This is a genomic window from Pantoea sp. SJZ147, from assembly GCF_007828605.1.
GTDB classification, from domain to species: domain Bacteria; phylum Pseudomonadota; class Gammaproteobacteria; order Enterobacterales; family Enterobacteriaceae; genus Pantoea; species Pantoea allii.
Genome location: NZ_VIVB01000002.1, coordinates 340288 through 366810 on the forward strand (window position 1 = coordinate 340288; position 26523 = coordinate 366810).

At 54.8% G+C, this 26523-nt stretch carries 21 protein-coding genes and 1 other annotated feature; of the genes, 13 read left to right on the plus strand and 8 right to left on the minus strand.

Annotation, left to right across the window (positions count from 1 at the left end):
- Positions 1 to 45: 45 nt before the first annotated feature.
- The 4 genes from urtA to atzF are packed head-to-tail and all read right to left on the minus strand — an operon-like array spanning position 46 to position 7473.
- Positions 46 to 1314: an urea ABC transporter substrate-binding protein gene (gene urtA / locus FBY13_RS04305; RefSeq protein WP_063878337.1), complete on the minus strand. Its 1269-nt coding sequence runs from the start codon at positions 1312 to 1314 to the stop codon at positions 46 to 48.
- A gap of 30 nt (positions 1315 to 1344) precedes the next feature.
- On the minus strand, positions 1345 to 2046 hold the full coding sequence (locus tag FBY13_RS04310) for a GntR family transcriptional regulator (RefSeq protein ID WP_063878338.1): 702 nt from the start codon (positions 2044 to 2046) through the stop codon (positions 1345 to 1347).
- Positions 2047 to 2055: 9 nt separating this feature from the next.
- Positions 2056 to 5673: an urea carboxylase gene (gene uca / locus FBY13_RS04315; RefSeq protein ID WP_145393588.1), complete on the minus strand. Its 3618-nt coding sequence runs from the start codon at positions 5671 to 5673 to the stop codon at positions 2056 to 2058.
- Positions 5674 to 5676: 3 nt separating this feature from the next.
- Positions 5677 to 7473: an allophanate hydrolase gene (gene atzF, locus FBY13_RS04320; RefSeq protein ID WP_145393589.1), complete on the minus strand. Its 1797-nt coding sequence runs from the start codon at positions 7471 to 7473 to the stop codon at positions 5677 to 5679.
- Between the two features lie 270 nt (positions 7474 to 7743).
- Here atzF and sltY point away from each other — a divergent pair, with 270 nt between their 5' ends.
- Complete coding sequence (gene sltY / locus FBY13_RS04325) at positions 7744 to 9663, plus strand: murein transglycosylase (protein ID WP_145393590.1); 1920 nt, start codon at positions 7744 to 7746, stop codon at positions 9661 to 9663.
- A gap of 44 nt (positions 9664 to 9707) precedes the next feature.
- Complete coding sequence (trpR, locus tag FBY13_RS04330; protein WP_063878342.1) at positions 9708 to 10028, plus strand: trp operon repressor; 321 nt, start codon at positions 9708 to 9710, stop codon at positions 10026 to 10028.
- On the opposite strand, the gene yjjX is transcribed toward trpR, so the two are convergent.
- Positions 10029 to 10547 carry an inosine/xanthosine triphosphatase gene (gene yjjX / locus FBY13_RS04335; RefSeq protein ID WP_145393591.1) on the minus strand — a complete coding sequence of 173 codons (519 nt, stop codon included), beginning with the start codon at positions 10545 to 10547 and terminating at the stop codon, positions 10029 to 10031.
- A 60-nt stretch (positions 10548 to 10607) separates the two neighbouring features.
- On the opposite strand from yjjX, the gene gpmB reads away from it, so the two are divergent.
- Complete coding sequence (gene gpmB, locus FBY13_RS04340; protein WP_063878344.1) at positions 10608 to 11255, plus strand: 2,3-diphosphoglycerate-dependent phosphoglycerate mutase GpmB; 648 nt, start codon at positions 10608 to 10610, stop codon at positions 11253 to 11255.
- Between the two features lie 39 nt (positions 11256 to 11294).
- Here gpmB and robA read toward each other — a convergent pair whose 3' ends face one another.
- Positions 11295 to 12161 (minus strand): MDR efflux pump AcrAB transcriptional activator RobA, encoded by an 867-nt coding sequence (gene robA / locus FBY13_RS04345; RefSeq protein WP_109716572.1) that lies wholly within the window; start codon positions 12159 to 12161, stop codon positions 11295 to 11297.
- 195 nt (positions 12162 to 12356) lie between these two features.
- On the opposite strand from robA, the gene creA reads away from it, so the two are divergent.
- Positions 12357 to 12830 (plus strand): protein CreA, encoded by a 474-nt coding sequence (creA, locus tag FBY13_RS04350; RefSeq protein WP_063878346.1) that lies wholly within the window; start codon positions 12357 to 12359, stop codon positions 12828 to 12830.
- Between the two features lie 47 nt (positions 12831 to 12877).
- Here creA and arcA read toward each other — a convergent pair whose 3' ends face one another.
- Entirely contained in the window at positions 12878 to 13594 is a 717-nt protein-coding gene (gene arcA / locus FBY13_RS04355; protein ID WP_013024548.1) for a two-component system response regulator ArcA, read from the minus strand.
- 606 nt (positions 13595 to 14200) lie between these two features.
- On the opposite strand from arcA, the gene FBY13_RS04360 reads away from it, so the two are divergent.
- The 5 genes from FBY13_RS04360 (at position 14201) to thrC (ending at position 19933) form a co-directional block, all read left to right on the plus strand.
- Positions 14201 to 14899: a tRNA/rRNA methyltransferase gene (locus tag FBY13_RS04360; protein WP_096010952.1), complete on the plus strand. Its 699-nt coding sequence runs from the start codon at positions 14201 to 14203 to the stop codon at positions 14897 to 14899.
- Between the two features lie 195 nt (positions 14900 to 15094).
- Positions 15095 to 15169 carry a thr operon leader peptide gene (gene thrL / locus FBY13_RS23875; RefSeq protein ID WP_109707012.1) on the plus strand — a complete coding sequence of 25 codons (75 nt, stop codon included), beginning with the start codon at positions 15095 to 15097 and terminating at the stop codon, positions 15167 to 15169.
- Positions 15102 to 15226: a sequence feature (Thr leader region), on the plus strand. It overlaps the preceding gene by 68 nt.
- Before the next feature lie 25 nt (positions 15227 to 15251).
- A complete protein-coding gene (thrA, locus tag FBY13_RS04370) occupies positions 15252 to 17714 on the plus strand; it encodes a bifunctional aspartate kinase/homoserine dehydrogenase I (protein ID WP_109716571.1) in 2463 nt (820 codons plus the stop codon).
- 2 nt (positions 17715 to 17716) lie between these two features.
- Positions 17717 to 18646, plus strand: a complete 930-nt coding sequence (gene thrB, locus FBY13_RS04375; protein ID WP_145393668.1) for a homoserine kinase — start codon at positions 17717 to 17719, stop codon at positions 18644 to 18646.
- A 3-nt stretch (positions 18647 to 18649) separates the two neighbouring features.
- The gene (gene thrC, locus FBY13_RS04380) at positions 18650 to 19933 is read left to right on the plus strand and encodes a threonine synthase (protein ID WP_063878350.1); all 1284 of its coding nucleotides are present in this window, start codon (positions 18650 to 18652) and stop codon (positions 19931 to 19933) included.
- A gap of 68 nt (positions 19934 to 20001) precedes the next feature.
- On the opposite strand, the gene yaaA is transcribed toward thrC, so the two are convergent.
- Positions 20002 to 20775, minus strand: coding sequence for a peroxide stress protein YaaA (gene yaaA, locus FBY13_RS04385; RefSeq protein WP_096010954.1), 774 nt, complete (start codon positions 20773 to 20775; stop codon positions 20002 to 20004).
- Between the two features lie 206 nt (positions 20776 to 20981).
- Between yaaA and tal the strand changes: the two genes are divergently transcribed.
- The 4 genes from tal to dnaK all read left to right on the plus strand — a co-directional run bounded on the left by tal (position 20982) and on the right by dnaK (position 26421).
- Positions 20982 to 21935 (plus strand): transaldolase, encoded by a 954-nt coding sequence (gene tal, locus FBY13_RS04390; RefSeq protein ID WP_145393592.1) that lies wholly within the window; start codon positions 20982 to 20984, stop codon positions 21933 to 21935.
- Positions 21936 to 22053: 118 nt separating this feature from the next.
- Positions 22054 to 22641 carry a molybdopterin adenylyltransferase gene (mog, locus tag FBY13_RS04395; protein ID WP_063878353.1) on the plus strand — a complete coding sequence of 196 codons (588 nt, stop codon included), beginning with the start codon at positions 22054 to 22056 and terminating at the stop codon, positions 22639 to 22641.
- A gap of 104 nt (positions 22642 to 22745) precedes the next feature.
- A complete protein-coding gene (locus FBY13_RS04400; protein ID WP_145393593.1) occupies positions 22746 to 24053 on the plus strand; it encodes an MFS transporter in 1308 nt (435 codons plus the stop codon).
- 457 nt (positions 24054 to 24510) lie between these two features.
- Positions 24511 to 26421, plus strand: a complete 1911-nt coding sequence (gene dnaK / locus FBY13_RS04405) for a molecular chaperone DnaK (RefSeq protein ID WP_145393594.1) — start codon at positions 24511 to 24513, stop codon at positions 26419 to 26421.
- The last annotated feature ends 102 nt before the right edge of the window (positions 26422 to 26523 follow it).

Consider the following 26523-nt stretch of genomic DNA (forward strand, 5'->3'; position numbering starts at 1 on the left):
AGTCCTTTTTGCCGCCCTTATTCCGGGACAAGGGCGGCACCTGTTTTACTGGGATGTTTTCACAGGGTGGTCGGGTTTTTTGTCATTACCGGGGATATACGGGCTCCAGGGTTGGGCGCGTACCGGTTTGTCGGTCTGCCAGACCACGTTGAACTGACCGTTCTCTTCCACTTCGCCGATCATCACGGGTTTATGCAGATGGTGGTTGGTCTGGTCCATCGTCAGGGTAAAGCCATCCGGCGCTTTAAAGGTCTGACCGGCCATGGCGGCACGCACCTTATCCACATCGGTGGTGCCCGCTTTTTCTACCGCCTGCGCCCACATGTGAATGCCAACGTAGGTGGCTTCCATCGGATCGTTGGTGACAACGCTGCTGGCGTTGGGCAGGTTATGCGCTTTGGCATAAGCACGATAATCGGCAACGAATTTGGCGTTGGTGGGGTTATCCAGCGATTCAAAGTAGTTCCATGCGGCGAGCTGACCGACTAAAGGTTTAGTATCAATTCCCCGGAGTTCTTCTTCGCCCACAGAGAACGCCACTACCGGAATATCGGTGGCTTTGATGCCCTGATTAGCCAGCTCTTTGTAGAACGGCACGTTGGAGTCGCCATTGATGGTGGAGACCACCGCCGTTTTCCCGCCAGCGGCAAACTTTTTGATATTCGACACGATGGTCTGGTAATCGCTGTAGCCAAACGGCGTGTAGACCTCTTCGATGTCTTTATCCTGTACGCCCTTGGCATGCAGGAAGGCGCGCAAAATCTTATTGGTGGTGCGGGGATAAACATAATCTGTTCCCAGCAGGAAGAAGCGTTTGGCACTGCCGCCATCTTCGCTCATCAGGTATTCCACTGCGGGAATGGCCTGCTGGTTAGGCGCTGCCCCGGTATAGAAAACGTTGGGGGACATCTCTTCGCCTTCATATTGCACCGGGTAGAAGAGCAGGCCGTTGAGTTCTTCAAAGACGGGCAGCACGGATTTTCGCGATACCGATGTCCAGCAGCCGAAAACGACGGCCGCTTTATCCTGGGTCAGCAGCTGACGCGCTTTCTCTGCAAACAGCGGCCAGTTTGATGCCGGGTCCACCACCACCGGTTCGAGCTTTTTACCCAGCACGCCGCCTTTTGCATTGATTTCATCAATGGTCATCAGGGCGACATCTTTCAGCGGCGTTTCGGAAATCGCCATGGTGCCGGAAAGCGAGTGCATAATGCCCACTTTAATCGTGTCAGCCGCCTGAGCACTCCATGAGAATCCCATACCTGCGACGGTAGCGGAGAGCGCAAAAGCCTTAAGCAATGAACGTCTTTTCATCAATGTTAAACCCCTGGTTAGATGGATGCGTTATTCGATGGGTTGGAGCCTGGCCTGCTGTAACATATGGATTGTGATTTTTCTGACCTCTGCCTTACTGGCGGCAATGTGCCCACTCAGCATCTGCTGGGCTTCACCGGTTTGCTGCAATAAAATGGCCTGTAAAATTTGCGCGTGCTCGCGATACGTCGCCGCGATCCGGTCTTCGCGGGTAAAATCGAGACGTCGGATAATGCGGATCTTCTCGGTCAGTTCGGCGTGGATACGCGCGATTTCACTGTTGCCAGCGGCGGCAACCAGCGTCATATGAAAGGCTTCATCGTGCTGGGACACCTTCTTGCCCTCATCCAGACGGGCGGCCTCACACCAGAACTGATAAAGCTCGCGCAGCCGGGCGGCGCACTGCGCCGAGGGCAGCTCACACAGGCGCTTCACGGCTTCGCACTCCAGCACCGTTCGCAGGTCGTACAGCTCCTCGAAATAGGCGAAATCAAAGGTTTTTACCTGCCATCCGCTGCGAAACCAGACGTCGACATAGCCTTCACGCTCCAGCCAGAACAGCGCCTGGCGCACCGGCGTACGGCTGACCGCCATACGTTCAGCAATTTCACTTTCGCTGAAGCGGTCACCGGGCATCAGGCGAAATTCAAAAATGTCGTTTTTCAGTGTCTGATAAACGCGTTCCGCCAGCGCTTCCGGGCGACCTTTATGACGAGGGGATCGGGTGGTCATCGGCTCTCCTTATTCCAGCCACAGCAGCGAATCGCCGGGATTGACGGCGCGGCCTGCCTGGCAGTCGACGCGTTTCACCCGACCCGCCGTCGGGGCGACAATCGCCAGCTCCATTTTCATCGCTTCAACAATCACCAGCGTTTGACCGGCGCTGACGTCGTCACCGGGCTGTACCAGGACTTTCCAGATGTTGCCGTTCATATCCGCCTGTACGGACAGGGCACTGTCGTCCTCCACGGCGGCATCCGGTGCAGTATCAGAAGGGGACGCGACCTCCTGTTCCTCCTGCGACCACAGCGTGACCTCCTGGTCGAAAGCCGCAGCCTGGCGTTGGCGGAAATCCGCGATATCTTCAGCGTTATCTGTCAGAAACTGCTGGTGGGCGGCAAAATCAAATTCGGTTTCTTCGATACGAAGCGTGGCGCGACCTTCGCGGAAATCGTCACGCATCTGCGTTAACGCCTCTTCCGTCACCGGATAGAAGCGCACCTGATCGAAGAAGCGCAGCAGCCACGGCTCACCGGCGCTGAACTGCGGGCTTTTCAGGAAGGTGTTCCAGATGGGTAAGGTGCGACCGACCAGTTGGTAGCCGCCGGGCGAGTCCATGCCATAAATGCACATATACATACCGCCGATGCCGACGGTGCCTTCTGCCGTAAACGTTCGGGCTGGGCTGTATTTGGAACTCAGCAGACGATGGCGCGGATCGACAGGCACGGCGCAGGGCGCGCCGAGATACACATCGCCCAGACCCAGAATCAGGTAACTGGCGTCAAAAAGCGTTTCACGCACCTGTTCGCGGTGGGGTAATCCATTGATACGTTGAATAAAGTCGACATTGTTTGGCAGCCAGGGCGCACTGGCCCGCACGGTTTCTTTATAGCGCTCAACGGCCGCGAGCGTGGCGCTGTCTTCAAATGCCATCGGCAGCCAGACGATGCGTGACGGGACTTTCAGTTGGCTCACATCCCCAAGGAGGGCTTCACGTTCCAGTAACTCGGCCATCAACTGCGACTGGCTCAAGACCAGGCTGTCATAGCGAATTTGTAGCGAGCGCACGCCGGGAGAGAGCTCTTCAATACCGGCAACGGGCCGGTCACGCAGCGCTTCCATTAACAAATGCACGCGCAGGCGCAACGCCAGATCGAGGACGTTATCGCCATATTCGATCAGGATGTACTTATCGCCAGCCTGGCGATAGACCGCCTGTGGAGAGGTCTCCGTGGCCGCAACGGCGGCAAGCAGCGTGCCGGAACCAAAGCGGTTTTCGGCCAGTGAGGGCACGGGAAAGGCTGGCGCAGGCTGGGGGCGCAGTGTGGCAATTGCCTGCCTCTGGGCGTTTTCCAGCGCGGTGGCTTCTTCAACGCTGATGGGATGAAAACGAATGCTGTCGCCGGGTTTGACCTGACCCACTTTCCACAGCTCGGCTTTCGCTATCGTCACCGGGCAGACAAAGCCGCCAAGGCTTGGGCCGTCATGGGTCAGAATCACCGGAAAGTCGCCGGTAAAGTTGATCGCGCCAATGGCGTACTCACAGTCATGCACGTTAGACGGATGCAGGCCCGCCTCACCACCGTTGGCGCGTGCCCAACTGGGTTTTGGCCCGACCAGGCGTACGCCAAGACGGTTGGAGTTGTAGTGAACCTGCCAGTCGCTGGCAAAGAAGTCATCGATGGCCGCCTGAGTAAAGAAGTCAGGTGCGCCGTGCGGTCCGTACAGCACGCCAATGCGCCATTCGTTGGTATAATCCGGTATCAGCGCCGGGCTGAGTGCCTGAGGTGCGCTGACTGGCGCTGGCGTGGTACAGGCCGCCAGCAATGGCTGGGAAACCGGTAGCATATCGGCGACCCGCAGCGTCCGCCCCGCGTGCCCGCCAAACTGCCCGAGCGAGAAGGTGGCGCGGCTGCCAAGGTATTCCGGCACATCAAAACCGTTACGAATGGCCAGATAACAGCGACAGCCGCGCTGAGCGCGTCCCAGCGTGAGCGTTTGTCCTGCCCTGACCGTAACAGGCTGCCAGTTAGCGACGGGTTCACCGTCCAGCGTGGCGGCACAGTCAGCGCCGGTCAGGGCAATCGTCGCCGCGCAATGGAAACGCAGCGTCGGGCCTTGTAAGGTAAATTCCAGCCCGGCAGCGGCCTCGTGATTGCCGACGATGCGGTTGGCCAGGCGAAAAGCATAGTCATCCATCGGGCCTGACGGCGGCACACCGATATCCCAGTAGCCAAGGCGACCTGGTACATCCTGCACGGAGCTGAAGGTGCCGGGCTGCAGGACTTCCACCACGGCTGCCGACGGCGTGAAATTATCCAGAAAACGTGTCCAGACCTTGCCAGTGCGAAACGCGTCGGTGGCGACAATCTGTCGCAGGTAGTCAAGATTGGTGGCGATGCCGTGCAACTGGGTGGCATCCAGTGCGGCTTGCAGTTTGGTCAGCGCGGCGTCACGGGTTTCGGCGTGTACGATCAGTTTGGCAATCATCGGATCGTAGTAGCTTGAAACCTCGCTACCGGTGCCGATCCCGCTATCGACGCGCACATCGTCGGGAAAGCTGACATGGGTTAACACGCCAGGGCTGGGCTGAAAGTTTTTGAGCGGATCTTCGGCGTATAACCGAACTTCAATCGAGGCACCCTGAGGTGCCTGCTGCAGGCGTGGCCAGTCGATCGCGTCATCGGCCGCGACGCGCAACATGCACTCCACCAGGTCAAGACCGGTGACGCATTCGGTGACCGGATGCTCAACCTGCAGGCGAGTGTTCACTTCCAGGAAATAGAAGGCGTCCTGTTGTGCATCGTAAATGTACTCGACGGTTCCCGCGCTGCGGTAATTGACCACCTCGCCCAGCCGCACCGCTGAGGCCAGCAGCGCATCACGGGTTGCGGCGGGTAAACAGGGCGCGGGCGTTTCTTCTACCACTTTTTGGTTGCGGCGTTGCAGTGAGCAGTCGCGCTCACCCAGGGCGACCACGGTACCCTTGCCATCGCCGAAGATCTGCACTTCAACGTGACGGGCATGATCGATGCAGCGTTCAAGAAATACGCCGGCATCGCTGAAGAACTGTTCGCCAAGCCGACGGACGCTTTCCCAGGCCTGACGCAGCGCATCGGCGTCGGCACAGCGTGTCAGCCCAATCCCACCGCCACCGGCAGTGCTTTTTAACATCACCGGATAACCGATGTTATCTGCGGCGGCAAGGGCGTCATCCAGTGAGTCGAGCAGCGCCGTACCGGGCGTCATGGGCACTCCGGCGCGCGCTGCCAGCTCACGCGCGCGATGTTTTAGCCCAAACTCACCAATTTGCTGCGCGGTCGGTCCAACAAACACGATACCGGCCTGCTCACAGGCGGCCGCAAACGGCAGACTTTCAGAGAGAAAGCCGTAACCCGGCCAGACAGCCTGCGCCCCGCTTTCCTGTGCGGCGGCCAGAATCTTATCAATGCGCAGATAGCTGTCGCTGGCTTTGTCACCGCCCAGACCGATGGCGATATCGGCATCTTTAACATGTTGCGCGTTGCGGTCGGCATCGGAAAAGACCGCGACGCTTGTGATGCCCAGACGTTTCAGGGTACGGATAGCGCGGCAGGCAATTTCGCCACGGTTGGCAATCAGGACGGTGCTGAACATAATTTATTGACTCTCCAGAGAGGCGAGCCAGTGACGCCAGCCGCCGAATTCGGTGATCTCCAGCGCGTGTGTGAGCGCGGAACCTTCACAAATAAAGCCTTTCACTACGCGACCATCGGCGAGCGTCAGGCTGCCAATGCCTAATGGCGCTGGGATCTCGGCCACGAACTCGCCAAAGCGCGCCAGTGGGATATCCCACAACTCGACGGTGATGGCTGCGCCTTGTTCCGCTCGCATCAGACCGGGTTTTTTGATGGGGCCATCCAACAGGGCAAACAGGCGATACTGCGTGGCGGTCTGCGTCTCTTCTACCCAGACGGCCTGGCGTTGCGTGAGCTGAAAGTTAAGTGGCATGCCGGTCAGGTGCGCGCCCACCACCGCAATGCGAACGTGGTCGCTGGAAAGGGGAAGTGGTGCAGGCGCAGCAGGTTGGGCTCTGCCGGTCGCCCCCAGCGGCAGGGCGATAGCCTGCTGCCAGCGCAGGCCAAACTGCGCCAGGGCGCGGTCATGCCAGGCGGGCGCAATCAGGGTAATACCTGCCGGCAGGTCATCGTTTCTGAAAGGGGCGGGCAGTGACAGCGCCGCGAGATCGGCCAGATTAGTGAAGTTGGTGTACGTCCCAAAATGCGAGTTATAAAGCACCGGCTCTTGCTGCATCTCATCCAGGGTGTAAATCGTGGGGGAGGTGGGCACAACCAGCGCATCAAACGGCGCCAGAACCTGCTGGATATGGCGGGTCAAATCGGCGCGCAGGTATTCGGCCTGATAGGCGTCGACCGCGCTGTATTTCAGGCCATTGGAGACAATGCCGTGCACCACCGGGTCCATCTTCTCGGGCCGGGCAAGCATCTCACCCACGGCGGCGGTACGCTCGGCCACCCAGGGGCCATGGTAAAGCTGTTCAGCAAGTCGGCTGAAAGGCGTGAAATCAATGGGATGCAGCGTTGCGCCGCTCTCCTGTAGTGCGGCCAGCGCCGCATCCCATGCCGCTTCGGCAGCCGCATCATCAAAAAACGGCGGTGAAGCAGGAATGGCGAAATCAGGATGGGTTTTCATGCCGGCGGGGGCCGTGCGTGGGCTAACGCGGGAGTAAGCGTCCTGCGCATCGTATCCACCTGCCAGGCTGGCCACGGTAAAGGCTTCTTCTACCCTCAGTGCAAACACCGAGATCGTGTCATTCAGGCGGCAGGCAGGGACGACGCCGCGAGCGGACAGCCAGCCTTTGGTCGGTTTCAGGCCGACAATGTTGTTGAATCCTGCCGGTACCCGGCCTGAACCTGCGGTATCGGTACCCAGTGAGAACGCCACCAGGCCCCGTGCCAGTACCGAGGCAGAGCCGGAACTCGAACCGCCACTGACAAAATCCGGGTCAAAGGTATTACATACCGCGCCGTAGGGTGAACGTGTGCCGACCAGGCCGGTAGCAAACTGGTCGAGGTTGGTTTTTCCCATCACCACCGCGCCCGCCGCTTTGAGTCGCGCCACCACAAATGCATCATCAACAGCGGTATAGCTGAAAGCAGGGCAGGCGGCGGTTGTCGGCCAGCCTGCCACGTCAATGTTGTCTTTCACTGCAAAGGGCACACCAAACAGTGGGAGCGAGTCCGGGTCCTGCTGGTAGCGCGCCAGGAGCGGCTCAGTTTGCGCCATTAACTGGGACGGCGTGGCAAGGTAGATCCAGGCATTATCTTCCGGGTCCAGCTCAGAAAGGTGGGCCGCCAGCAGCGTGTGGATCTGCTCAGGGTGCTGCTGAGCGCGTTGCTGCCACTCTTTTAGGGTTAAGCCAAATGTCGAAGCCATGCAGTGAATTCCAACAGGTATACAAGATGGGATTCAACAAAGCAAAGCCTGTGCCAGAATTTTAATTATATGAATCAATAAGATAATTCAGCCATCCATAAGTATATGTGATGATAAAATGCACAGTTGTCGCGCAGGCATTGTGACATCGCGGTGCGTTGAACGTCTGCTAAGGTAAATTTTGTGAAGAACATGGCAAGAGTGGCTTCCCCTGGTTAGCATGAATAACGTCTGGCACGTAGCCAGCGCCCAGCAACAGAGGAGATTTACGTGGAGAAGTGGCGTAACTGGATGATAGGGATCTGCCTGGTCAGCACGGCAGGCAGCGCATGGGCTGATTCGCTTGATCAACAACGGCAACGATATCAACAGATTAAGCAGGCGTGGGACAGTAATCAAATGGCGACAGTCGAACAGCTGTTACCGACGCTGCAGGATTATCCGCTTTACCCGTATTTAGAATATCGTCTGCTGGCACAGGATCTCGATCAGGAAACCAGCCTGGCGGTACAGAATTTCATTCAAAAGTATCCCACGTTACCGCCCGCCCGCTCGCTGAAAACGCGTTTTGTTAACGTGCTGGCACATCGTCAGGACTGGCAAGGCGTGCTCAACTTCAGCCCCGATGAACCCACGCCGGTTCAGGCGCGCTGTAACTGGTACTATGCCAAATGGTCAACCGGTCAGCAGCAGGTCGCCTTTGACGGTGCAAAAGCGATTTGGCTGCGTGGTACGGCCCTGCCGAATGACTGTGACAAGTTATTTTCTGTCTGGCAGGCCAGCGGTCAGCTTTCTCCCATCACCATTCTTGAACGTATCCGTCTGGCGATGAAAGCGGGCAATGACAGCCTGGTCAGCTACCTGGCGAAAACGCTGCCCGCCGATTATAAGACGATGTCGGATGCGCTGCTGGCGCTGCAGAAAGATCCCCAATCCGTTACAACCTTTGCCAACAGCGTCGGTGCGACCGATTTCACACGGCAGGCCACGATTTTTGCGTTCACCCGCGTCGCGCGTGCCGATATGGAAAATGCCCGTAGCATGATCCCGCAACTGGTGCGGGCGCAAAAAATGGGCCCCGAAGATGAGCAGGCGCTGAAAGAAATTGTGGTCTGGCGCATGATGGGGAGCGATCTGACGTCAGAGCAGGCGCGCTGGCGCGATGCGGTGGTGATGGACAGTGAGTCTACCGCGTTAATAGAGCGGCGGGTGCGCCTGGCGCTCACTGAAAACGATCGCCGTGGTCTGAACACCTGGATTGCTCGTCTGCCGGTTGAGGCAAAAGAGAAAGATGAGTGGCAATACTGGCAGGCCGATCTGCTTTATTCAAAAGATCGAAAAGAAGAAGCGGATGAAATACTGCATAAGCTGATGAAGTCACGCGGTTTTTATCCCATGGTCGCCGCGCAACGTTTGGGCGTGGAATATCCACTCCAGGTGGATGCTGCTCCAAAACCGAACAGTGCAACAATCCAGGGGCCGGAGTTGGCACGCGTGCGTGAGCTGATGTACTGGGGGATGGACAACCTGGCACGCAGCGAATGGGCTAACCTGATTGGCAGCAAAACCCATGTGCAGCAGCAGATGCTGGCGCGTTATGCCAGCGAGCAGGACTGGTGGGATCTGAGTGTACAGGCGACGATTACCGCGAAAATGTGGGACAGCCTGAAAGAACGTTTCCCGCTGGCATGGCAGGATCTGTATAAGCAGAACACCCAGGGGAAAACCATTCCGCAAAGTTATGCGATGGCCATTTCCCGTCAGGAAAGTGCGTGGAACCCCAAAGCGCGTTCACCGGTGGGGGCCAGTGGGCTGATGCAGATTATGCCCGCGACAGCGACGCACACCGTGAAGATGTTCAACATACCCGGCTATGTCAATCCGTCTCAGCTGTTTGATCCGCAAACCAATATCCAGATCGGGACGCAGTATCTGGAGTATGTTTACCAGCAGTTTGATAAGAACCGGATTTTCTCGTCCGCGGCATACAACGCCGGGCCGGGTCGGGTACGGACGTGGCAGGGCAGTACCGCAGGGAATCTGAGCGCGGTCGCCTTTATCGAAACCATTCCGTTTTCCGAAACCCGGGGTTACGTGAAGAACGTCCTGGCTTATGATGCCTACTACCGGTATTTCATGGGCCAGCCTGACAAGATCCTGTCAGATGCTGAGTGGAATCGCCGCTACTAGCTGTGTTAAGCTTCCGTACTCTTTAGCGAGTACGGAAGCCTTTCATGAATCAACCCTCTGTGCCATCCAACACTGAACCGGCTGCGGACGCTGACTGGCTGCGTTTTGTTGACCTGATGCAACAGGCTTTTGCGGACCATCACGCGCTGCCGCTGTTGCAACTGATGATGACGCCTGATGAGCGAGAGGCTTTTGGTACACGCTTGCGTATCATTGAATCCTTGCTGAATGGCGATATCAGCCAGCGTGAGTTGAAAAATGAACTGGGCGTGGGAATTGCCACGATAACCCGTGGTTCAAACAGCCTTAAAGAAGCCCCTCCAGAGCTGAAGCGCTGGCTGGAAGCGCAACTTCATCGCCGCTGATTATTGCTGATAGAACGGATGTGTGAGCGGGCAGAGCGCCAGAATCAAGGCCTGGTGGTAGACGCTGGTGCGGCTAAGCAGGCCATTGGTCAAGGTACCGATCGCGCCACCTTTGTGTTTAATGTTTTCGACCCCGGTCAGACGTGCCATCTCTTCGCCCAGTTCGCGACCTTCACGTAATCCGGCCATCACAACCGGCGGCAGGGTAAAACTGCCCGAACGCGACTCGCCACGCTGTTTCTGGTTTTCCACTACCATCCAGGCAAAGGCAGACTCTTCTTCAATACCGGCTTCAATCGCCACCCAGAAGTCGGCTTCCGGGCGAACCTGACGGGCATTCATTACACGCTGACGTGCGCCAGTTCGCGTTTCGTGATTGGTTAATGGCTGTGCGGCAACGCCGCTCTCGACCTCGACCCCTTCAATATGGCAGGATCCCTCGCCGAAAACGTCGTTGAATGCCTGAGCAATTGCACGAATCTTTGCTGGATTAATGGTAGCTGCGACAACATGGTACATAATCAATTGAACCCTCAGGTAATAAAGGCGATTTTGGTCGCAGTATAACGGAAACTAAGCATGCTACAGGTCTATCTTGTTCGTCACGGTGAAACGGTATGGAATGCAGAGCGTCGCATTCAAGGGCATTCCGACAGTCCGCTGACGGAAAAAGGTGAGCAACAAGCCCGTCAGGTCGGTGAACGTATCAAAAACGCAGGTATCACACATATCATTTCCAGCGATTTAGGGCGCACCCGGCGCACCGCTGAAATCATTGCTGATGCCTGTGGATGTGACATTACCTTCGACCCGCGTTTGCGGGAGCTGAATATGGGCGTACTAGAAAAGCGTCTGCTTGACGAACTGAGCGCGGAAGAAGAGCGCTGGCGCGCTTCGCTGGTTAACGGAACCGAGGGTGGCCGTATTCCTCAGGGCGAGTCAATGACGGAGCTGGCGCAACGTATGCAGGCTGCTCTGGATGCCTGTCTTGCGCTGCCAGCAGGTAGCCGTCCATTACTGGTCAGCCACGGTATGGCGCTGGGTGTTCTGGTCAGCACGATTCTGGGGCTGCCGGCTTATGCCGAGCGTCGTCTTCGCCTGCGCAACTGTTCGATCTCACGCGTCGATCATCAGCAGAGCGCGTGGCTGGCGCAGGGTTGGGTCGTGGAGACTGCGGGTGATATCACCCATCTCGACGCGCCTGCGATGGACGAGCTTCAGCGTTAATCGATTATGCCGTCATGATGACGGCATAACCGCAAGCGTTTAACGGCGAATCGGAATCAGATATTCACAGTGAATCTCTGTTGGCGGCTCGCTGCGCTTTTTGCCGCCATGGGTAATAAAGCGTTCAATATCCTGCCCCATACGGCGCGTCAGGCCCAGCGTTGGCATACAGGTTCCGTACAGCAACAGAATAAATTCCTGCAGTTCCACGCGCGGGCCATTGTAGTTGAACTGAACGTAATCCCCCGCTTCAAGAATCACCTTCTGCCCTGAATACATCGTGGTTGCGCTGTCGGCAGGAACGGCCGTGGTGTACAGAATCTCCTGCTCATCATCCTTTTCATGACTGGCACGGACCTGGTGCAACCCATAAAGCACGGGCGGAACCGTATCCGTTTCCAGCAGAAACTGTTTCCAGAAATGAACACGCATCTCATCACGGTAGCTGGAGATTTGTTCCAGGGTACAGGTATAACTCTGTGTCTGTCCCACCAGCACGGTTTCCGGAAGCGTCACGAACTGCGATTCTGGCTGCTGTTCATTCCCTAACCGAATCGGCGGGCGGATACCAAAGGAGTTCCATTCTGACGAACGGCGATACCATGCAGGTGTTTGATTAAACTGTTTTTTAAAGGCTCGCGTAAAGGTCTGTTGTGAATCAAAACGATACTGCAGAGCAATATCGAGAATCGGGCGGCTGGTCAGGCGAAGTGCTACCGCTGCTTTGGAAAGACGTCGTGCCCGGATGTAAGCGCCAATGGCGTGTCCGGTAACGTCTTTAAACATCCGTTGTAGATGCCATTTAGAATAACCCGCTTTAATGGAAACATTATCCAGTGAAAGTGGTTGATCCAAATGGCTCTCCAGCCAGGCAAGCAAATCGCGAATGATACCGGCTTGGTCCATAAAACATCCTCATACTCTGGTGGCGCAGCTAAATGAAGTCGACGAATAATAGCACTTATTGCTTAAAAGACATGTTCGGTTTTGACAGGGATTGTTGTGCTATCTACGCGGGAATTTCTACCCTTTTTACGTTGGTGATTGCATCAATTAACAGTACATTACATGCTCATCTATTACATTTGCAATGGTAACTCAATGACAACACTTCGTCTTGTAATCCTCACCTTCGCAGGTTTACTGTTTTCCGGTCCGCTGCTGGCTGAAGAGATTGGCTCCGTCAACACCGTGTTTAAGATATTTGGACCTGATCATAAAATTGTGGTGGAGGCGTTTGACGATCCTGACGTAAAAAATGTCACTTGCTACATTAGCCGGGCTAAAACAGGCGGCATTAAGGGCGGGCTGGGATTAGCGGAGGATACATCTGACGCGGCCATTTCGTGCCAGCAAATTGGGCCGATTGAACTGAGTGAAAAAATTGCCAAAGGCAAAGCAGAAGGGGACGTGGTGTTCCGCCAGCGGACGTCGCTGATCTTTAAGAAACTGCAGGTTGTGCGTTTCTTTGACAGCAAGCGTAACGCATTAGTTTATCTGGCGTACTCAGACAAAGTGGTGGATGGCTCACCCAAAAATGCGTTGAGCGCCGTACCGATTATGCCGTGGCATTAAGGCCAGGACATAAAAAACGCCCGTGAGGGCGTTTAAAAAACGACAGATTAATCCTGCAGGTCGCCGCAGAAACGATAGCCTTCACCATGAATGGTGGCGATGATTTCCGGGGTATCTGGCGTGGATTCAAAATGTTTGCGGATACGACGGATCGTCACGTCAACGGTACGATCGTGTGGCTTGAGGTCGCGTCCGGTCATCTTCTTCAGCAAATCAGCACGTGTCTGAATCTTGCCCGGATTTTCGCAGAAGTGCAGCATGGCACGGAACTCACTGCGCGGCAGTTTGTACTGCTCACCGTTGGGATTGATCAGCGATCGGCTGTTGATGTCCAGCTCCCAGCCGTTGAACTTGTAGCTTTCAACCTGGCGGCGCTCTTCATTAGGCAAAGGCAAATTCATGGTGCGCAACAGCAGGTTACGGGCACGAATAGTTAATTCACGTGGGTTGAACGGTTTGGTGATGTAGTCATCTGCACCAATTTCCAGCCCAAGGATCTTATCGACTTCATTATCGCGTCCGGTCAGGAACATCAATGCCACATTAGCTTGCTCACGCAGTTCACGCGCCAGTAACAGGCCATTTTTGCCTGGCAGGTTGATGTCCATGATAACCAGATTGACATCATTGTCGGTCAACACCTGATGCATTTCTGCACCGTCGGTGGCTTCATATACGACATAACCTTCCGCCTCAAAAATACTTTTGAGGGTATTACGCGTGACCAGTTCGTCTTCAACGATGAGAATGTGCGGGGTCTGCATGTTTAGCTACCTAATTTTGCCAACTAAATTGAAAACAGGGCGTACAGCGGTTAGGTGCTCTCCAGTGCGGAGAACGGCAAGCTTTGCTGAACCGTTGTACGAAAGTAAATTTTGATAAGCTTTTATCAAGGTCAACAACAGTGTTAGCTCAGCCAGCCGGGATAAAGATTCCATGCCCTGCGGAATAAATAATTTGAAACATATACTAACTGTATTAACAGCAACCTAACAGCAATAACAACAACTGGTAAGCATAAAAACAACGCTTCGTTGACTTATATCAAATGCAATTGTAGCACGTTAACATTTCTGTGAAAAACATCTCAAAAAATAGCGTGCTGGCTGACATAAAGCATCATCTTTGTGCCGGTGAGACGGGGTTGTCACAAAATATGATGTTAGGAACTTACTATTACAGTGGACTGAAATGAAAGGCTTTTATTTGGACTATTCTGATAATGTGCACTTTATGATAAAAACACACTCTCCGGCCTTTTTTAACGTGTTTTAACATGTATTTCAGGGTTTTAACCTGACTGCCTATATCCCTTAATAATAAGGGGCCATGTTACACTACTGGCGTACACATTAACTGATGGAACAATCATGCTTTTTCCTCTTATCCTCGTTTCACCTGCCCGGGCCGAAAATATCGGTGCGGCTGCCCGCGCCATGAAAACCATGGGATTCAGCGAATTGCGGATTGTTGCCAGCGATGCATGGCAGGACCCGGCAGCACGGCGCGTGGCACATGGTGCGGGAGACATTCTGGATAGGGTAAAAACCTTTGAGACACTGACCGACGCGCTGGCGGATATCGATTTTTCCGTCGCCACCACTGCGCGAAGCCGGGCCCGGTTCCGCTATTATGCGACGCCACAACAGGTTGAGGCCCAGTTGCTTGAGAAACGGCAGTGGGTGAACAGCATGGCGTTGGTGTTTGGCCGTGAAGACAGTGGCCTGACCAACGAAGAGCTTGAGCAGGTCGACCTGCTTACCGGTATCCCGATGGCAAATGATTATCCCTCACTGAACCTGGGGCAGGCGGTCATGGTTTACTGCTACCAGTTGTCGGCGCTCAACCAGGTGGCCGCGCCGGTGGCACCGTCTGCCGATGCACAACAGCTCCATGCGCTGCGCCAGCGGTTTGAACAGCTACTGTTGCAGTTAGAGGTCAGTGACGACAGCAAAATGTCAGACTGGATTAACCAGCGCATTGGCCTGCTGGAGCAGCGCGACAGTGCCATGCTGCATCGTTTACTGCATGACGTGGAAAAAAAGCTGGCAGATAAATCCTCGGGTTAAACCTGACTATCTAGTGACAGATGTTAATGAAGCGCGGTATGCCAAACGATTCGCCAGGTTTTTTTTGTTTAACAGGATGCTAAACATTGTGGTTTATATTTGCGCAAAGGATAAAACCGTTGACTTGATGTGCGCTTTGCTTTACTTCTTGACGCAGACGGACAATCAATGACAGACAGAAAAAAATAAATCTGAATGCGTAATCACAGCCTGAACACCACAATTATTACCACCACCATTACCATTACCATCGGTAAAGGGGCGGGCTGACGCATCCAGGAAAAACAGAAAAGAAGCCCGCACCTCACGAGTGCGGGTTTTTTTTTGACTCAAAATCAGGAGAGTTGACATCATGCGAGTGCTAAAATTCGGTGGGACCTCGGTTGCGAATGCAGAACGTTTTCTGCGCGTGGCCGATATTCTGGAAAGTAATGCGCAACAAGGACAGGTTGCCACCGTGCTTTCTGCGCCTGCTAAGATCACCAACCATCTGGTCGCGATGATTGAAAAAACCATCAGCGGCCAGGATGCGCTGCCGAATATCAGTGATGCTACGCGCATCTTTGCTGAACTGTTGCAGGGCCTGGCCGAGGCCCAACCCGGTTTTGACTATGACGGCCTCAAAAGCCGCGTGGACAGCGAGTTTGCCCAACTCAAACAGGTGCTGCACGGTATCAGCCTGTTGGGACAGTGCCCGGACAGCGTCAATGCCGCCATTATTTGTCGTGGTGAGAAGCTCTCTATCGCCATTATGGAAAAGCTGCTTGAGGCGCGAGGCTATGGCGTCAGCGTTATCGATCCGGTCGAGAAACTCTTAGCCATTGGCCACTATCTTGAGTCGACTGTCGATATCGCCGAATCAACCCGCCGCATTGAAGCCAGTAAAATTCCCGCAGAAAATATGATCCTGATGGCCGGTTTTACCGCCGGTAATGAGCGGGGTGAGCTGGTCGTGCTGGGACGTAACGGTTCTGACTACTCGGCGGCGGTGCTGGCTGCCTGCCTGCGCGCCGATTGCTGTGAGATCTGGACCGATGTGGACGGGGTTTATACTTGCGATCCGCGCCAGGTGCCGGATGCTCGCCTGCTTAAATCCATGTCTTATCAGGAAGCCATGGAGCTGTCCTATTTCGGGGCTAAAGTCCTGCATCCACGCACTATCGCGCCTATTGCACAGTTTCAAATCCCTTGCCTGATCAAAAACACGGCTAACCCGCAAGCCCCCGGCACGCTGATTAGCGGTCATGGCGAACAGGACGACTTCCCGGTTAAGGGCATCACTAACCTGAATAATATGGCGATGTTTAACGTCTCCGGCCCGGGAATGAAAGGTATGGTCGGCATGGCGGCCCGCGTGTTCGCCACCATGTCGCGCACCGGCATTTCGGTGGTGTTAATCACGCAGTCGTCCTCTGAATACAGCATCAGCTTCTGTGTACCGCAGAGCGAGCAGGCGCGTGCGCGCCGCGTGCTGGAAGAGGAATTCTACCTTGAGTTGAAAGATGGCTTACTGGATGCGCTGGACGTTATCGAAAATCTGGCGGTTATCTCGGTCGTGGGTGACGGGATGCGCACCCTGCGCGGAATTTCAGCGAAGTTCTTCTCTGCGCTGGCGCGCGCCAACATTAATATTATTGCCATTGCTCAGGGCTCGTCTGAACGCTCCATTTCGGTCGTGGTCAATAATGATGACGTCACCACGGGCGTGCGCGTCGTGCACCAGATGCTGTTTGCCACCGACCAGGTGATTGAAGTCTTTGTGGTAGGCGTCGGCGGTGTCGGCGGTGCATTGCTGGATCAGTTGCATCGTCAACAGGCGTGGCTCAAGCAAAAGCATATTGATCTGCGTGTTTGCGGCATCGCCAATTCTCGTGCGCTGTTAACCAACGTCCACGGTATCGATCTCAGCAACTGGAAAGGCGAAATGGCGCAGGCCAAAGAGCCGTTTAATCTGGGACGCTTAATCCGCCTGGTCAAAGAGTACCATCTACTGAATCCGGTGATTGTGGATTGTACATCGAGTCAGGCGGTTGCCGACCAGTACGCGGACTTTCTGGCCGAAGGTTTTCACGTGGTCACGCCAAATAAAAAGGCCAATACTTCGTCGTGGGAATACTATCAGAAGATGCGTGTTGCCGCGGCCGGCTCGCGTCGTAAGTTCCTGTATGACACGAACGTCGGCGCGGGATTACCGGTGATCGAGAACCTGCAGAACCTGCTGAATGCAGGCGATGAGTTGATTAAGTTCTCCGGTATTCTGTCGGGTTCACTGTCTTATATTTTTGGTAAGCTGGACGAAGGTGTATCGTTGTCAGAAGCGACGCGTATGGCACGCGAGATGGGCTTTACTGAGCCCGATCCACGTGACGATCTTTCTGGTACGGACGTTGCGCGTAAGCTACTGATTCTGGCACGTGAAGCAGGCCATTCGCTGGAGATGAGCGATGTTGATATCGAACCGCTGCTGCCCGCGCACCTGAACGCGATTGCCGATGTTGAACAGTTTATGCAGCAGTTACCCGACGCCGATGCGGCGATTGCCGCCAGAGTGGAACAGGCGCGTGCTGAAGGGAAAGTGTTACGTCTGGTTGGCGTGATCGAAGAGGGCGGAGCCTGCAAAGTGAAGATCGATGCGGTTGACGGTAACGATCCGCTTTTCAAAGTCAAAAATGGCGAAAACGCGCTGGCTTTTTACAGCCGCTATTATCAGCCGATTCCGTTAGTATTACGCGGATACGGTGCAGGAAATGATGTGACAGCCGCAGGCGTTTTCGCCGATCTGCTGCGCACACTGTCATGGAAGTTGGGAGTGTAATGATGGTAAAAATTTATGCGCCAGCCTCAATCGGTAACGTCAGCGTGGGGTTTGACGTGTTGGGCGCGACGGTATCGCCAGCCGATGGTTCGTTGCTGGGGGATTGCGTGTCCGTTGAGGCCGCTGACAGCTTTAACCTGATCAATTCGGGCCGGTTTGTCAGTAAACTGCCCAGCGACCCCAAAGAGAATATCGTTTATCAGTGCTGGCAGCGCTTCTGTGAAGCGATTGGCAAAACGGTGCCGGTGACGATGACGCTGGAAAAAAATATGCCGATTGGCTCGGGCCTTGGCTCCAGCGCCTGCTCTGTAGTGGCAGGACTGATGGCAATGAACGAGTTTTGCGGTAAACCCCTGGATGATACCCAGCTTCTGGACCTGATGGGCGAACTGGAAGGGCGCGTCTCCGGTGGCGTCCATTACGATAATGTTGCGCCCTGTTTCCTTGGCGGCATTCAGCTGATTCTGCAAGAAAACGGTATTATCAGTCAGTCAGTACCGGGATTTGACGACTGGCTGTGGGTGATGGCCTATCCGGGCATTAAAGTCTCGACCGCTGAAGCGCGGGCGATTTTACCGGCGCAGTATGCTAAACAGGACTGCATCAAACACGGTCGTCTGCTGGCAGGCTTCGTTCACGCCTGTCATACGCGCCAACCTGCGCTGGCCGCTAAACTGATGCAGGATGTCATTGCTGAGCCTTATCGTACTCAGCTGTTACCGGGCTTTGCCCAGGCTCGTCAGGCCGCTCTGGATATTGGGGCGCTGGCCTGTGGGATTTCGGGCTCAGGCCCCACGCTATTCGCCATTTGCAACCAAATGGAAACGGCACAGCAGGTGGCCGACTGGCTGAGCCAGCACTATCTGCAGAACGATGAAGGCTTCGTCCATATCTGCCGTCTTGATACGGCTGGCGCACGTAAACTGGGATAACGCATGAAACTCTACAATCTTAAGGATCATAACGAGCAGGTCAGCTTCGCCCAGGCGGTGAAACAGGGTCTGGGTTCACAGCAAGGGCTGTTTTTTCCGCTCGAACTGCCGGAATTTGAACTGACCGACATCGATGCCATGCTGGAAATGGATTTTGTTACGCGCAGTAGTAAAATCCTGTCGGCCTATATTGGTGATGAAATCCCGGCGCAGCATCTGACCGAACGTCTTAAAACCGCCTTTACCTTCCCGGCCCCGCTGAAAGAAGTGAGCGACGATATCGCCTGTCTTGAGCTGTTTCACGGTCCGACGCTGGCGTTCAAAGACTTTGGCGGTCGTTTTATGGCGCAAATGCTGGCCTACGTCAGCGGTTCAGATGAGCAGATCACCATTCTGACAGCGACCTCCGGGGATACCGGTGCCGCCGTGGCCCACGCGTTTTACGGCATGGAAAACGTGCGTGTCGTTATTCTTTATCCGCAGGGAAAAATTAGCCCGTTACAGGAAAAATTGTTCTGTACCCTTGGCGGCAACATCGAAACCATCGCCATTGAGGGGGATTTTGATGCCTGTCAGTCGCTGGTTAAGCAGGCGTTTGACGATCAGGAACTAAAGAAGGCCATCGGCCTGAACTCCGCCAACTCAATTAATATCAGCCGCCTGCTGGCGCAGATTTGTTACTACTTCGAAGCGGTTGCCCAATTGCCGCAGGAGAAACGTAATCAACTGGTCGTGTCAGTGCCAAGCGGAAACTTTGGTGATTTAACTGCCGGTCTGCTGGCGAAGTCACTGGGCCTGCCGATTAAGCGTTTTATCGCCGCGACCAACGCCAACGACACCGTGCCACGTTTCCTTGGCAACGGCGAATGGCAGCCTAACGCTACCGTCGCGACGCTGTCGAATGCGATGGACGTCAGCCAGCCAAACAACTGGCCGCGTGTGGAAGAGTTGTTCCGCCGCAAAACCTGGCGTTTGGGCGATCTGGCTTACGGCGCGGTAACGGACGATGTGACGCGGGAAGCCATGCGCGAACTGGCTAAACTGGGTTACGTATCTGAGCCACATGCGGCAATTGCCTGGCGTTTGTTACGTGATCAACTGCAGGACGGGGAGTTTGGTTTATTCCTTGGCACGGCGCATCCGGCTAAGTTCCTGGAGAGCGTGGAAAGCATCCTGGATCAGAAACTGGCCTTGCCTGCAGAACTGGCTGAGCGTGCGGATTTGCCCTTGCTGTCGCACAAGATGAACGCGGACTTTGCTCAACTGCGGGCATTTTTGCTTAAGTAGTGTTCAGGTCATCACGCAGAGGGGCACTCACCCCCTCTGCGTCTTGAAGACCGATGCGTCGGGCAGTCTTACTGTTCGGCGCGTTTGAACACCAGTTCGTTCTCACGGCTTTCATCAGCGGCAAACGCATAGCCATCAACGTCAAACCGCGTTAACTGCTCTGGCTTCGTCAGGCGGTGCTGAATGATATAGCGACTCATCAATCCCCGGGCCTTTTTCGCGTAGAAACTGATCACTTTGAACTTACCGTTTTTCTCGTCCAGAAAGACCGGTTTAATCAGGCGCGCCTGTAGCTTCTTCGGCTTAATCGCTTTGAAGTATTCATCGGAAGCCAGATTAATCAACACGTCATCCCCCTGGCTTGCCAGCGCGTCGTTAAGTTTTTCCGTTAACAGATCGCCCCAGAAACTGTAGAGATCCTGACCTGCCGGGTTAGCCAGTTTGATGCCCATCTCCAGCCGATAAGGCTGCATTAAATCCAGCGGACGCAGCAGGCCGTACAGGCCAGACAGCATGCGCAGATGATCCTGAGCAAAGTCGAAGTCTTTTTCACTAAAGGTTTCGGCCTGCAAACCGGTATAGACGTCGCCTTTAAACGCCAGAATGGCCTGACGGGCATTCTCCAGGCTGAAATCGGGCTGCCAGCTGTTAAAACGCTCAGCATTTAAATGCGCCAGCTTGTCGCTAATACTCATCAATGACGCGACCTGCGCAGGCGACAGCTTGCGCGCAATTTTAATCAGCTGTTGTGACTTTTCTAACAGCGCAGGCTGGGTAAAGCGCTGTGTCGCCAGGGGGCTTTCATAATCCAGCGTCTTGGCGGGAGAGATCACCATCAACATCGTCGCGTCCTCAATGAGTCCCTTTTTTTAAGGGGTTAGCCTGTAATTGTCGCCCGCAGTGTAGCAAAAAAGCCGCAAGGATCGGCAAATCACTCCTATTTGTTCGCGCTATCGTAAACGGCATTCCCTGACCTTGCACCACCGTTACCGCGTGATATTATCCCAACAGCCTTTTATCACCCTGACAGTTAACTAAGAGAAAAAACATGACGGACAAACTGACCTCCCTGCGTCAACTGACCACCGTAGTGGCCGACACCGGTGATATCGCAGCGATGAAGCTGTATCAGCCCCAGGACGCGACCACCAACCCTTCTCTGATTCTCAACGCTGCTCAAATCCCTGAATACCGCAAACTGATTGATGAAGCGATCGCCTGGGCGCGCCAGCAGAGCAGCGACAGAGAACAGCAGCTGCAGCTGGTATCCGACAAGCTGGCCGTTAACATTGGTCTGGAAATCCTTAAGCTGGTGCCGGGCCGTGTTTCCACCGAAGTGGATGCTCGCCTTTCTTATGACACCGACGCCAGCATCGCGAAAGCACGCAGCCTGATCAAATTGTATAACGACGCCGGTATCAGCAACGATCGTATCCTGATCAAGCTGGCGTCAACCTGGCAGGGCATTCGCGCGGCAGAACAGCTGGAAAAAGAAGGCATCAACTGTAACCTGACTCTGCTGTTCTCTTTCGCTCAGGCGCGTGCCTGTGCTGAAGCGGGCGTGTATCTGATTTCACCCTTTGTGGGCCGTATCCTCGACTGGTACAAAGCGAACACGGACAAGAAAGAGTACGCGCCACACGAAGATCCAGGCGTGGTTTCCGTGTCTGAAATCTATGACTACTACAAGCAGCATGGTTATGAAACCGTGGTGATGGGCGCAAGCTTCCGTAACGTCGGCGAAATCATTGAACTGGCTGGCTGTGACCGTTTGACCATTTCACCTGCGCTGCTGAAAGAGCTGGCGGAAAGTGAAGGGACCCTGGAGCGTAAGCTGAGCTATAGCGGCGAAGTCAAAGCGCGTCCGGCCCGGATGACCGAATCTGAGTTCCTGTGGCAGCACAACCAGGACCCAATGGCCGTCAGCAAGCTGGCCGAAGGCATTCGTAATTTTGCCATCGACCAGGGCAAACTCGAGAAGATGCTGGCAGAAATGCTGTAATCTTTTCTACCGTGGCGGCACTGTCGCCACGGTTTTCCCTTTCCGCCACCGTTTGTTATTCTTCTTAGTACGTCCTTTCTCATCCACCGCCCTGCGGTAAATCACAGCGAATATCATCATGAACACATTACGTATCGGATTGATCTCGGTTTCCGATCGCGCCGCGAACGGGATTTATCAGGATCAGGGGATTCCTGCCCTGGAAGCCTGGCTCAACAGCGCGATCGGCACCCCTTTTGAAGTGGAAACGCGCCTGGTCCCTGATGAACAGCCCATGATCGAACAGGCGATTTGTGAACTGGTCGATGAACGCTTTTGCCATCTGGTCTTGACCACCGGCGGGACCGGCCCGGCGCGACGAGATGTCACGCCCGATGCCACGCTCGCCGTGGCCGATCGTGAGATGCCGGGTTTTGGTGAGCAGATGCGGCAAATCAGCCTGCAGTTTGTGCCTACCGCCATTCTGTCGCGTCAGGTGGGGGTGATCCGTAAGCAGTCACTTATTCTTAATCTGCCAGGCCAGCCGAAATCGATCAAGGAAACCCTGGAAGGGCTTAAAGACGCGCAGGGCAAGGTGAAGGTGCCGGGTATCTTTGCCGCCGTACCTTATTGTTTACAGTTGCTCGAAGGTCCCTATGTTGAAACGAACGCCGATGTGGTAGCAGCTTTTCGCCCCAAAAGCGCGATACGTGAGATAAATAACTAAATATTCTGCTTTTCAGGAATAAGCTACAGGCTCGCTGGTGTGGTGATCAATTGACGGTATAGTAAGCGCAGCTTTACAACTGCTTTCACTTTCTCTGGACGCTTATGACCACACTTGAGACACCGCGCCTGAAACCCCAGGATTATAAAACGCTGGCCCTCGCGGCGCTGGGTGGCGCGCTGGAATTTTACGACTTCATCATCTTCGTTTTTTTTGCCGCCGTGATTGGCGAGATCTTCTTCCCCAGCGACATTCCTGAATGGCTCCGCCAGCTACAGACGTTTGCCATTTTCGCTGCGGGTTATCTGGCACGTCCGCTGGGCGGGATTATCATGGCCCACTTTGGCGACAAAGTCGGGCGCAAAAAAATGTTTAGCCTGAGCATTTTGTTAATGGCGCTGCCAACGCTTGCCATGGGCGCGCTGCCGGGTTGGGACACGATTGGCCTGGCTGCACCTTTGTTGATGTTGCTGATGCGCATGTTGCAGGGTGCGGCCATTGGCGGCGAAGTCCCTGGAGCATGGGTTTTTGTGGCGGAGCATGTGCCTTACAAACGGATTGGCATCGCCTGCGGTACGCTGACCGCCGGACTCACTATCGGCATCCTGTTGGGCTCGGTGGTGGCGACCTTAATTAATACCTCTATGACCCAGCAGGCCATTCATGATGGTGGCTGGCGCATTCCGTTCTTCCTGGGCGGATTGTTTGGCCTCGGCGCAATGTATTTACGCCGCTGGCTGCATGAAACCCCGGTTTTTGTCGAAATGCAGCAGCGTAAAACCCTGGCACAGGAGCTACCGCTGAAAACCGTGGTGATGAAGCATCAAAAATCGGTGGTGATTTCGATTCTGCTGACCTGGATGCTGTCGGCCTGCATCGTGGTGGTGATTTTAATGGCGCCGGTCTGGCTGCAGAAACAGCATGGTATGGCCCCCGCGCTCACCTTAAAAGCGAACAGCATGGCGATTATCATGTTGTGTGTGGGCTGCATCGTTGCCGGGCTGCTGGTGGACCGTTTCGGGGCCAGCCGGACGCTAAGCATCGGAAGCCTGCTGCTGGCGCTGTGTAGCTGGATGTTCTATTCCCTGGCTCCCCAGTATCCCGACTATCTGTTTCCGCTGTATGGGCTGGTGGGTTTTAGCGTTGGCGTGGTCGGGATTGTGCCCTTTATCATGGTTCGCGCGTTCCCCGCTGAGGTCCGTTTCACCGGATTATCCTTCTCTTACAACCTTTCTTATGCGGTATTTGGCGGCCTGACGCCGATTTGCGTGACGCTGCTGACAACTGTCTCCCCTATGGCGCCTGGCTGGTATGTCATGGCGCTTGCGCTGGTGGGATTGCTGACCGGTCTCTGGCTCAGACAAGATATCAGTCATGAGCCGGACCTGTACGACGGGATAAAACAGGCATAAATCACACGCGGAGCCTGGCTTCGCGTGTTGCTTTAACATGGCGGCGTGCGCGCCAGTCGGCAGAAGGGCGCGCTTGCGCCCTGTGCCCTGTAGCGTGGCAAACAACAGCCCATGCCACATCCTGTTAACTCTCAGGGGCAGGGTAGCCATTGTTGTTGTCAGCGTTACTCAGCGCAATTCTCCTCGTTAATCGGGTGGTCGGCTTAACGCAGAATGAGCGCGGCGAGCCGCATAATCTTCAGCGTAATCATCACCGTCTTTGATCCTGGTCTGACAGGTACTGAAAATTTTTTTTCATTTAACCCTTGATGCGCTTCTAAGCGACCCCATTTACTTGTCATCGAGCGTTGTGAACGTTGTAAAAAAAGCATGTGAGGATGGGTTGAATGTAAGCAACCCGCCCACATAAAAGGTTCACAACCCAAACTGGCAACGAATTTAAGTGGGAGATGTTTAGATGGGTAAGATTATTGGTATTGACCTGGGTACAACCAACTCTTGTGTTGCGGTCATGGACGGCACGAAAGCGCGTGTGCTTGAAAACGCGGAAGGCGATCGCACCACGCCTTCGATCATCGCTTACACCCAGGACGGGGAAACTCTGGTCGGACAACCGGCTAAACGTCAGGCTGTCACCAACCCGCAGAATACCCTGTTTGCGATCAAGCGCCTGATTGGCCGTCGCTTCCAGGACGAAGAAGTACAGCGTGATATCAAAATCATGCCATACAAAATTGTGGGTGCCGATAACGGCGACGCATGGCTGGAAGTCAAAGGCCAGAAAATGGCACCGCCGCAGATTTCTGCGGAAGTCCTGAAAAAGATGAAGAAAACGGCTGAAGATTTTCTGGGTGAGCCCGTTACTGAAGCGGTTATCACTGTTCCAGCCTACTTTAACGATGCGCAGCGTCAGGCGACCAAAGACGCCGGCCGTATCGCAGGTCTGGAAGTAAAACGTATCATCAACGAACCTACCGCCGCGGCGCTGGCCTACGGTCTGGATAAAGGCCAGGGCAACCGCACTATCGCGGTGTATGACCTGGGTGGTGGTACGTTTGATATCTCAATCATCGAAATCGATGAAGTTGATGGCGAAAAAACCTTTGAAGTACTGGCGACCAACGGTGATACCCACCTGGGTGGTGAAGACTTCGACAGCCGTCTGATTAACTACCTGGTTGCGGAATTCAAGAAAGATCAGGGCATTGACCTGCACAACGATCCGCTGGCGATGCAGCGTCTGAAAGAAGCCGCAGAGAAGGCCAAGATCGAGCTGTCTTCTGCGCAGCAGACTGACGTTAACCTGCCGTACATCACGGCGGATGCAACCGGTCCTAAGCACCTGAACATTAAAGTAACGCGTTCGAAACTGGAATCACTGGTTGAAGATCTGGTTGCCCGCTCTATCGAGCCGCTGAAAGTCGCTCTGCAGGATGCCGGTCTGTCCGTTTCTGACATCAACGACGTCATCCTGGTGGGTGGTCAGACGCGTATGCCACTGGTTCAGGCAAAAGTAACGGAATTCTTTGGTAAAGAACCACGTAAAGACGTTAACCCGGACGAAGCGGTTGCCGTGGGTGCTGCAGTACAGGGCGGTGTGTTAGGTGGTGATGTTAAAGACGTTCTGCTGCTGGACGTAACCCCGCTGTCGCTGGGTATCGAAACCATGGGCGGCGTGATGACCTCGCTGATCAGCAAGAACACCACCATCCCGACCAAGCACAGCCAGGTGTTCTCAACGGCAGAAGACAACCAGTCTGCGGTAACGATTCACGTGCTGCAGGGTGAGCGTAAGCGTGCCAATGACAACAAGTCACTGGGCCAGTTTAACCTGGACGGCATCCAGCCTGCGCCACGCGGCATGCCGCAGGTTGAAGTGACCTTTGACATCGATGCGGACGGTATCCTGCACGTATCGGCGAAGGACAAAAACAGCGGTAAAGAGCAGAAGATCACCATTAAAGCCTCTTCAGGTCTGAATGAAGATGAAATTGCGAAAATGGTACGTGATGCGGAAGCTAACGCTGAATCTGACCGTAAGTTCGAAGAGCTGGTGCAGACCCGTAACCAGGGCGACCAGATTGCTCACAGCACACGTAAGCAACTGGACGAAGTGGGCGATAAACTGTCAGCCGACGACAAAGCGCCTATCGAAGCTGCACTGAGTGCGCTGGAAACTGCGCTGAAAGGCGAAGATAAAGCAGAAATCGACGCGAAAATGCAGGCGCTGATGGAAGTCTCCAGCAAACTGATGGAAGCAGCACAGCAGTCTCAGGCGGGTGCAGCGGAAGCCGGCGAATCGTCAGCGAAAAAAGATGACGACGTTGTCGATGCTGAATTCGAAGAAGTGAAAGACAATAAGAAATAATTGCCCCTGACCGGGCGCGACGGTTGCCCTGACAGCCGTTGAAACCAGCACGGGCGTAGGAGTTTTCTCCACGCCCGTGCGATCATGTTAAGGGCTAAATAA

What these genes read in the sequence shown, in the direction of transcription:
- urtA (WP_063878337.1), bottom strand. Translation starts at nt 1,314, where the DNA reads ATGAAAAGACGTTCATTGCTTAAGGCTTTTGCGCTCTCCGCTACCGTC.
- FBY13_RS04310 (WP_063878338.1), bottom strand. Translation starts at nt 2,046, where the DNA reads ATGACCACCCGATCCCCTCGTCATAAAGGTCGCCCGGAAGCGCTGGCG.
- uca (WP_145393588.1), bottom strand. Translation starts at nt 5,673, where the DNA reads ATGTTCAGCACCGTCCTGATTGCCAACCGTGGCGAAATTGCCTGCCGC.
- atzF (WP_145393589.1), bottom strand. Translation starts at nt 7,473, where the DNA reads ATGGCTTCGACATTTGGCTTAACCCTAAAAGAGTGGCAGCAACGCGCT.
- trpR (WP_063878342.1), top strand. Translation starts at nt 9,708, where the DNA reads ATGAATCAACCCTCTGTGCCATCCAACACTGAACCGGCTGCGGACGCT.
- yjjX (WP_145393591.1), bottom strand. Translation starts at nt 10,547, where the DNA reads ATGTACCATGTTGTCGCAGCTACCATTAATCCAGCAAAGATTCGTGCA.
- gpmB (WP_063878344.1), top strand. Translation starts at nt 10,608, where the DNA reads ATGCTACAGGTCTATCTTGTTCGTCACGGTGAAACGGTATGGAATGCA.
- robA (WP_109716572.1), bottom strand. Translation starts at nt 12,161, where the DNA reads ATGGACCAAGCCGGTATCATTCGCGATTTGCTTGCCTGGCTGGAGAGC.
- creA (WP_063878346.1), top strand. Translation starts at nt 12,357, where the DNA reads ATGACAACACTTCGTCTTGTAATCCTCACCTTCGCAGGTTTACTGTTT.
- arcA (WP_013024548.1), bottom strand. Translation starts at nt 13,594, where the DNA reads ATGCAGACCCCGCACATTCTCATCGTTGAAGACGAACTGGTCACGCGT.
- FBY13_RS04360 (WP_096010952.1), top strand. Translation starts at nt 14,201, where the DNA reads ATGCTTTTTCCTCTTATCCTCGTTTCACCTGCCCGGGCCGAAAATATC.
- thrA (WP_109716571.1), top strand. Translation starts at nt 15,252, where the DNA reads ATGCGAGTGCTAAAATTCGGTGGGACCTCGGTTGCGAATGCAGAACGT.
- thrB (WP_145393668.1), top strand. Translation starts at nt 17,717, where the DNA reads ATGGTAAAAATTTATGCGCCAGCCTCAATCGGTAACGTCAGCGTGGGG.
- thrC (WP_063878350.1), top strand. Translation starts at nt 18,650, where the DNA reads ATGAAACTCTACAATCTTAAGGATCATAACGAGCAGGTCAGCTTCGCC.
- yaaA (WP_096010954.1), bottom strand. Translation starts at nt 20,775, where the DNA reads ATGTTGATGGTGATCTCTCCCGCCAAGACGCTGGATTATGAAAGCCCC.
- tal (WP_145393592.1), top strand. Translation starts at nt 20,982, where the DNA reads ATGACGGACAAACTGACCTCCCTGCGTCAACTGACCACCGTAGTGGCC.
- mog (WP_063878353.1), top strand. Translation starts at nt 22,054, where the DNA reads ATGAACACATTACGTATCGGATTGATCTCGGTTTCCGATCGCGCCGCG.
- FBY13_RS04400 (WP_145393593.1), top strand. Translation starts at nt 22,746, where the DNA reads ATGACCACACTTGAGACACCGCGCCTGAAACCCCAGGATTATAAAACG.
- dnaK (WP_145393594.1), top strand. Translation starts at nt 24,511, where the DNA reads ATGGGTAAGATTATTGGTATTGACCTGGGTACAACCAACTCTTGTGTT.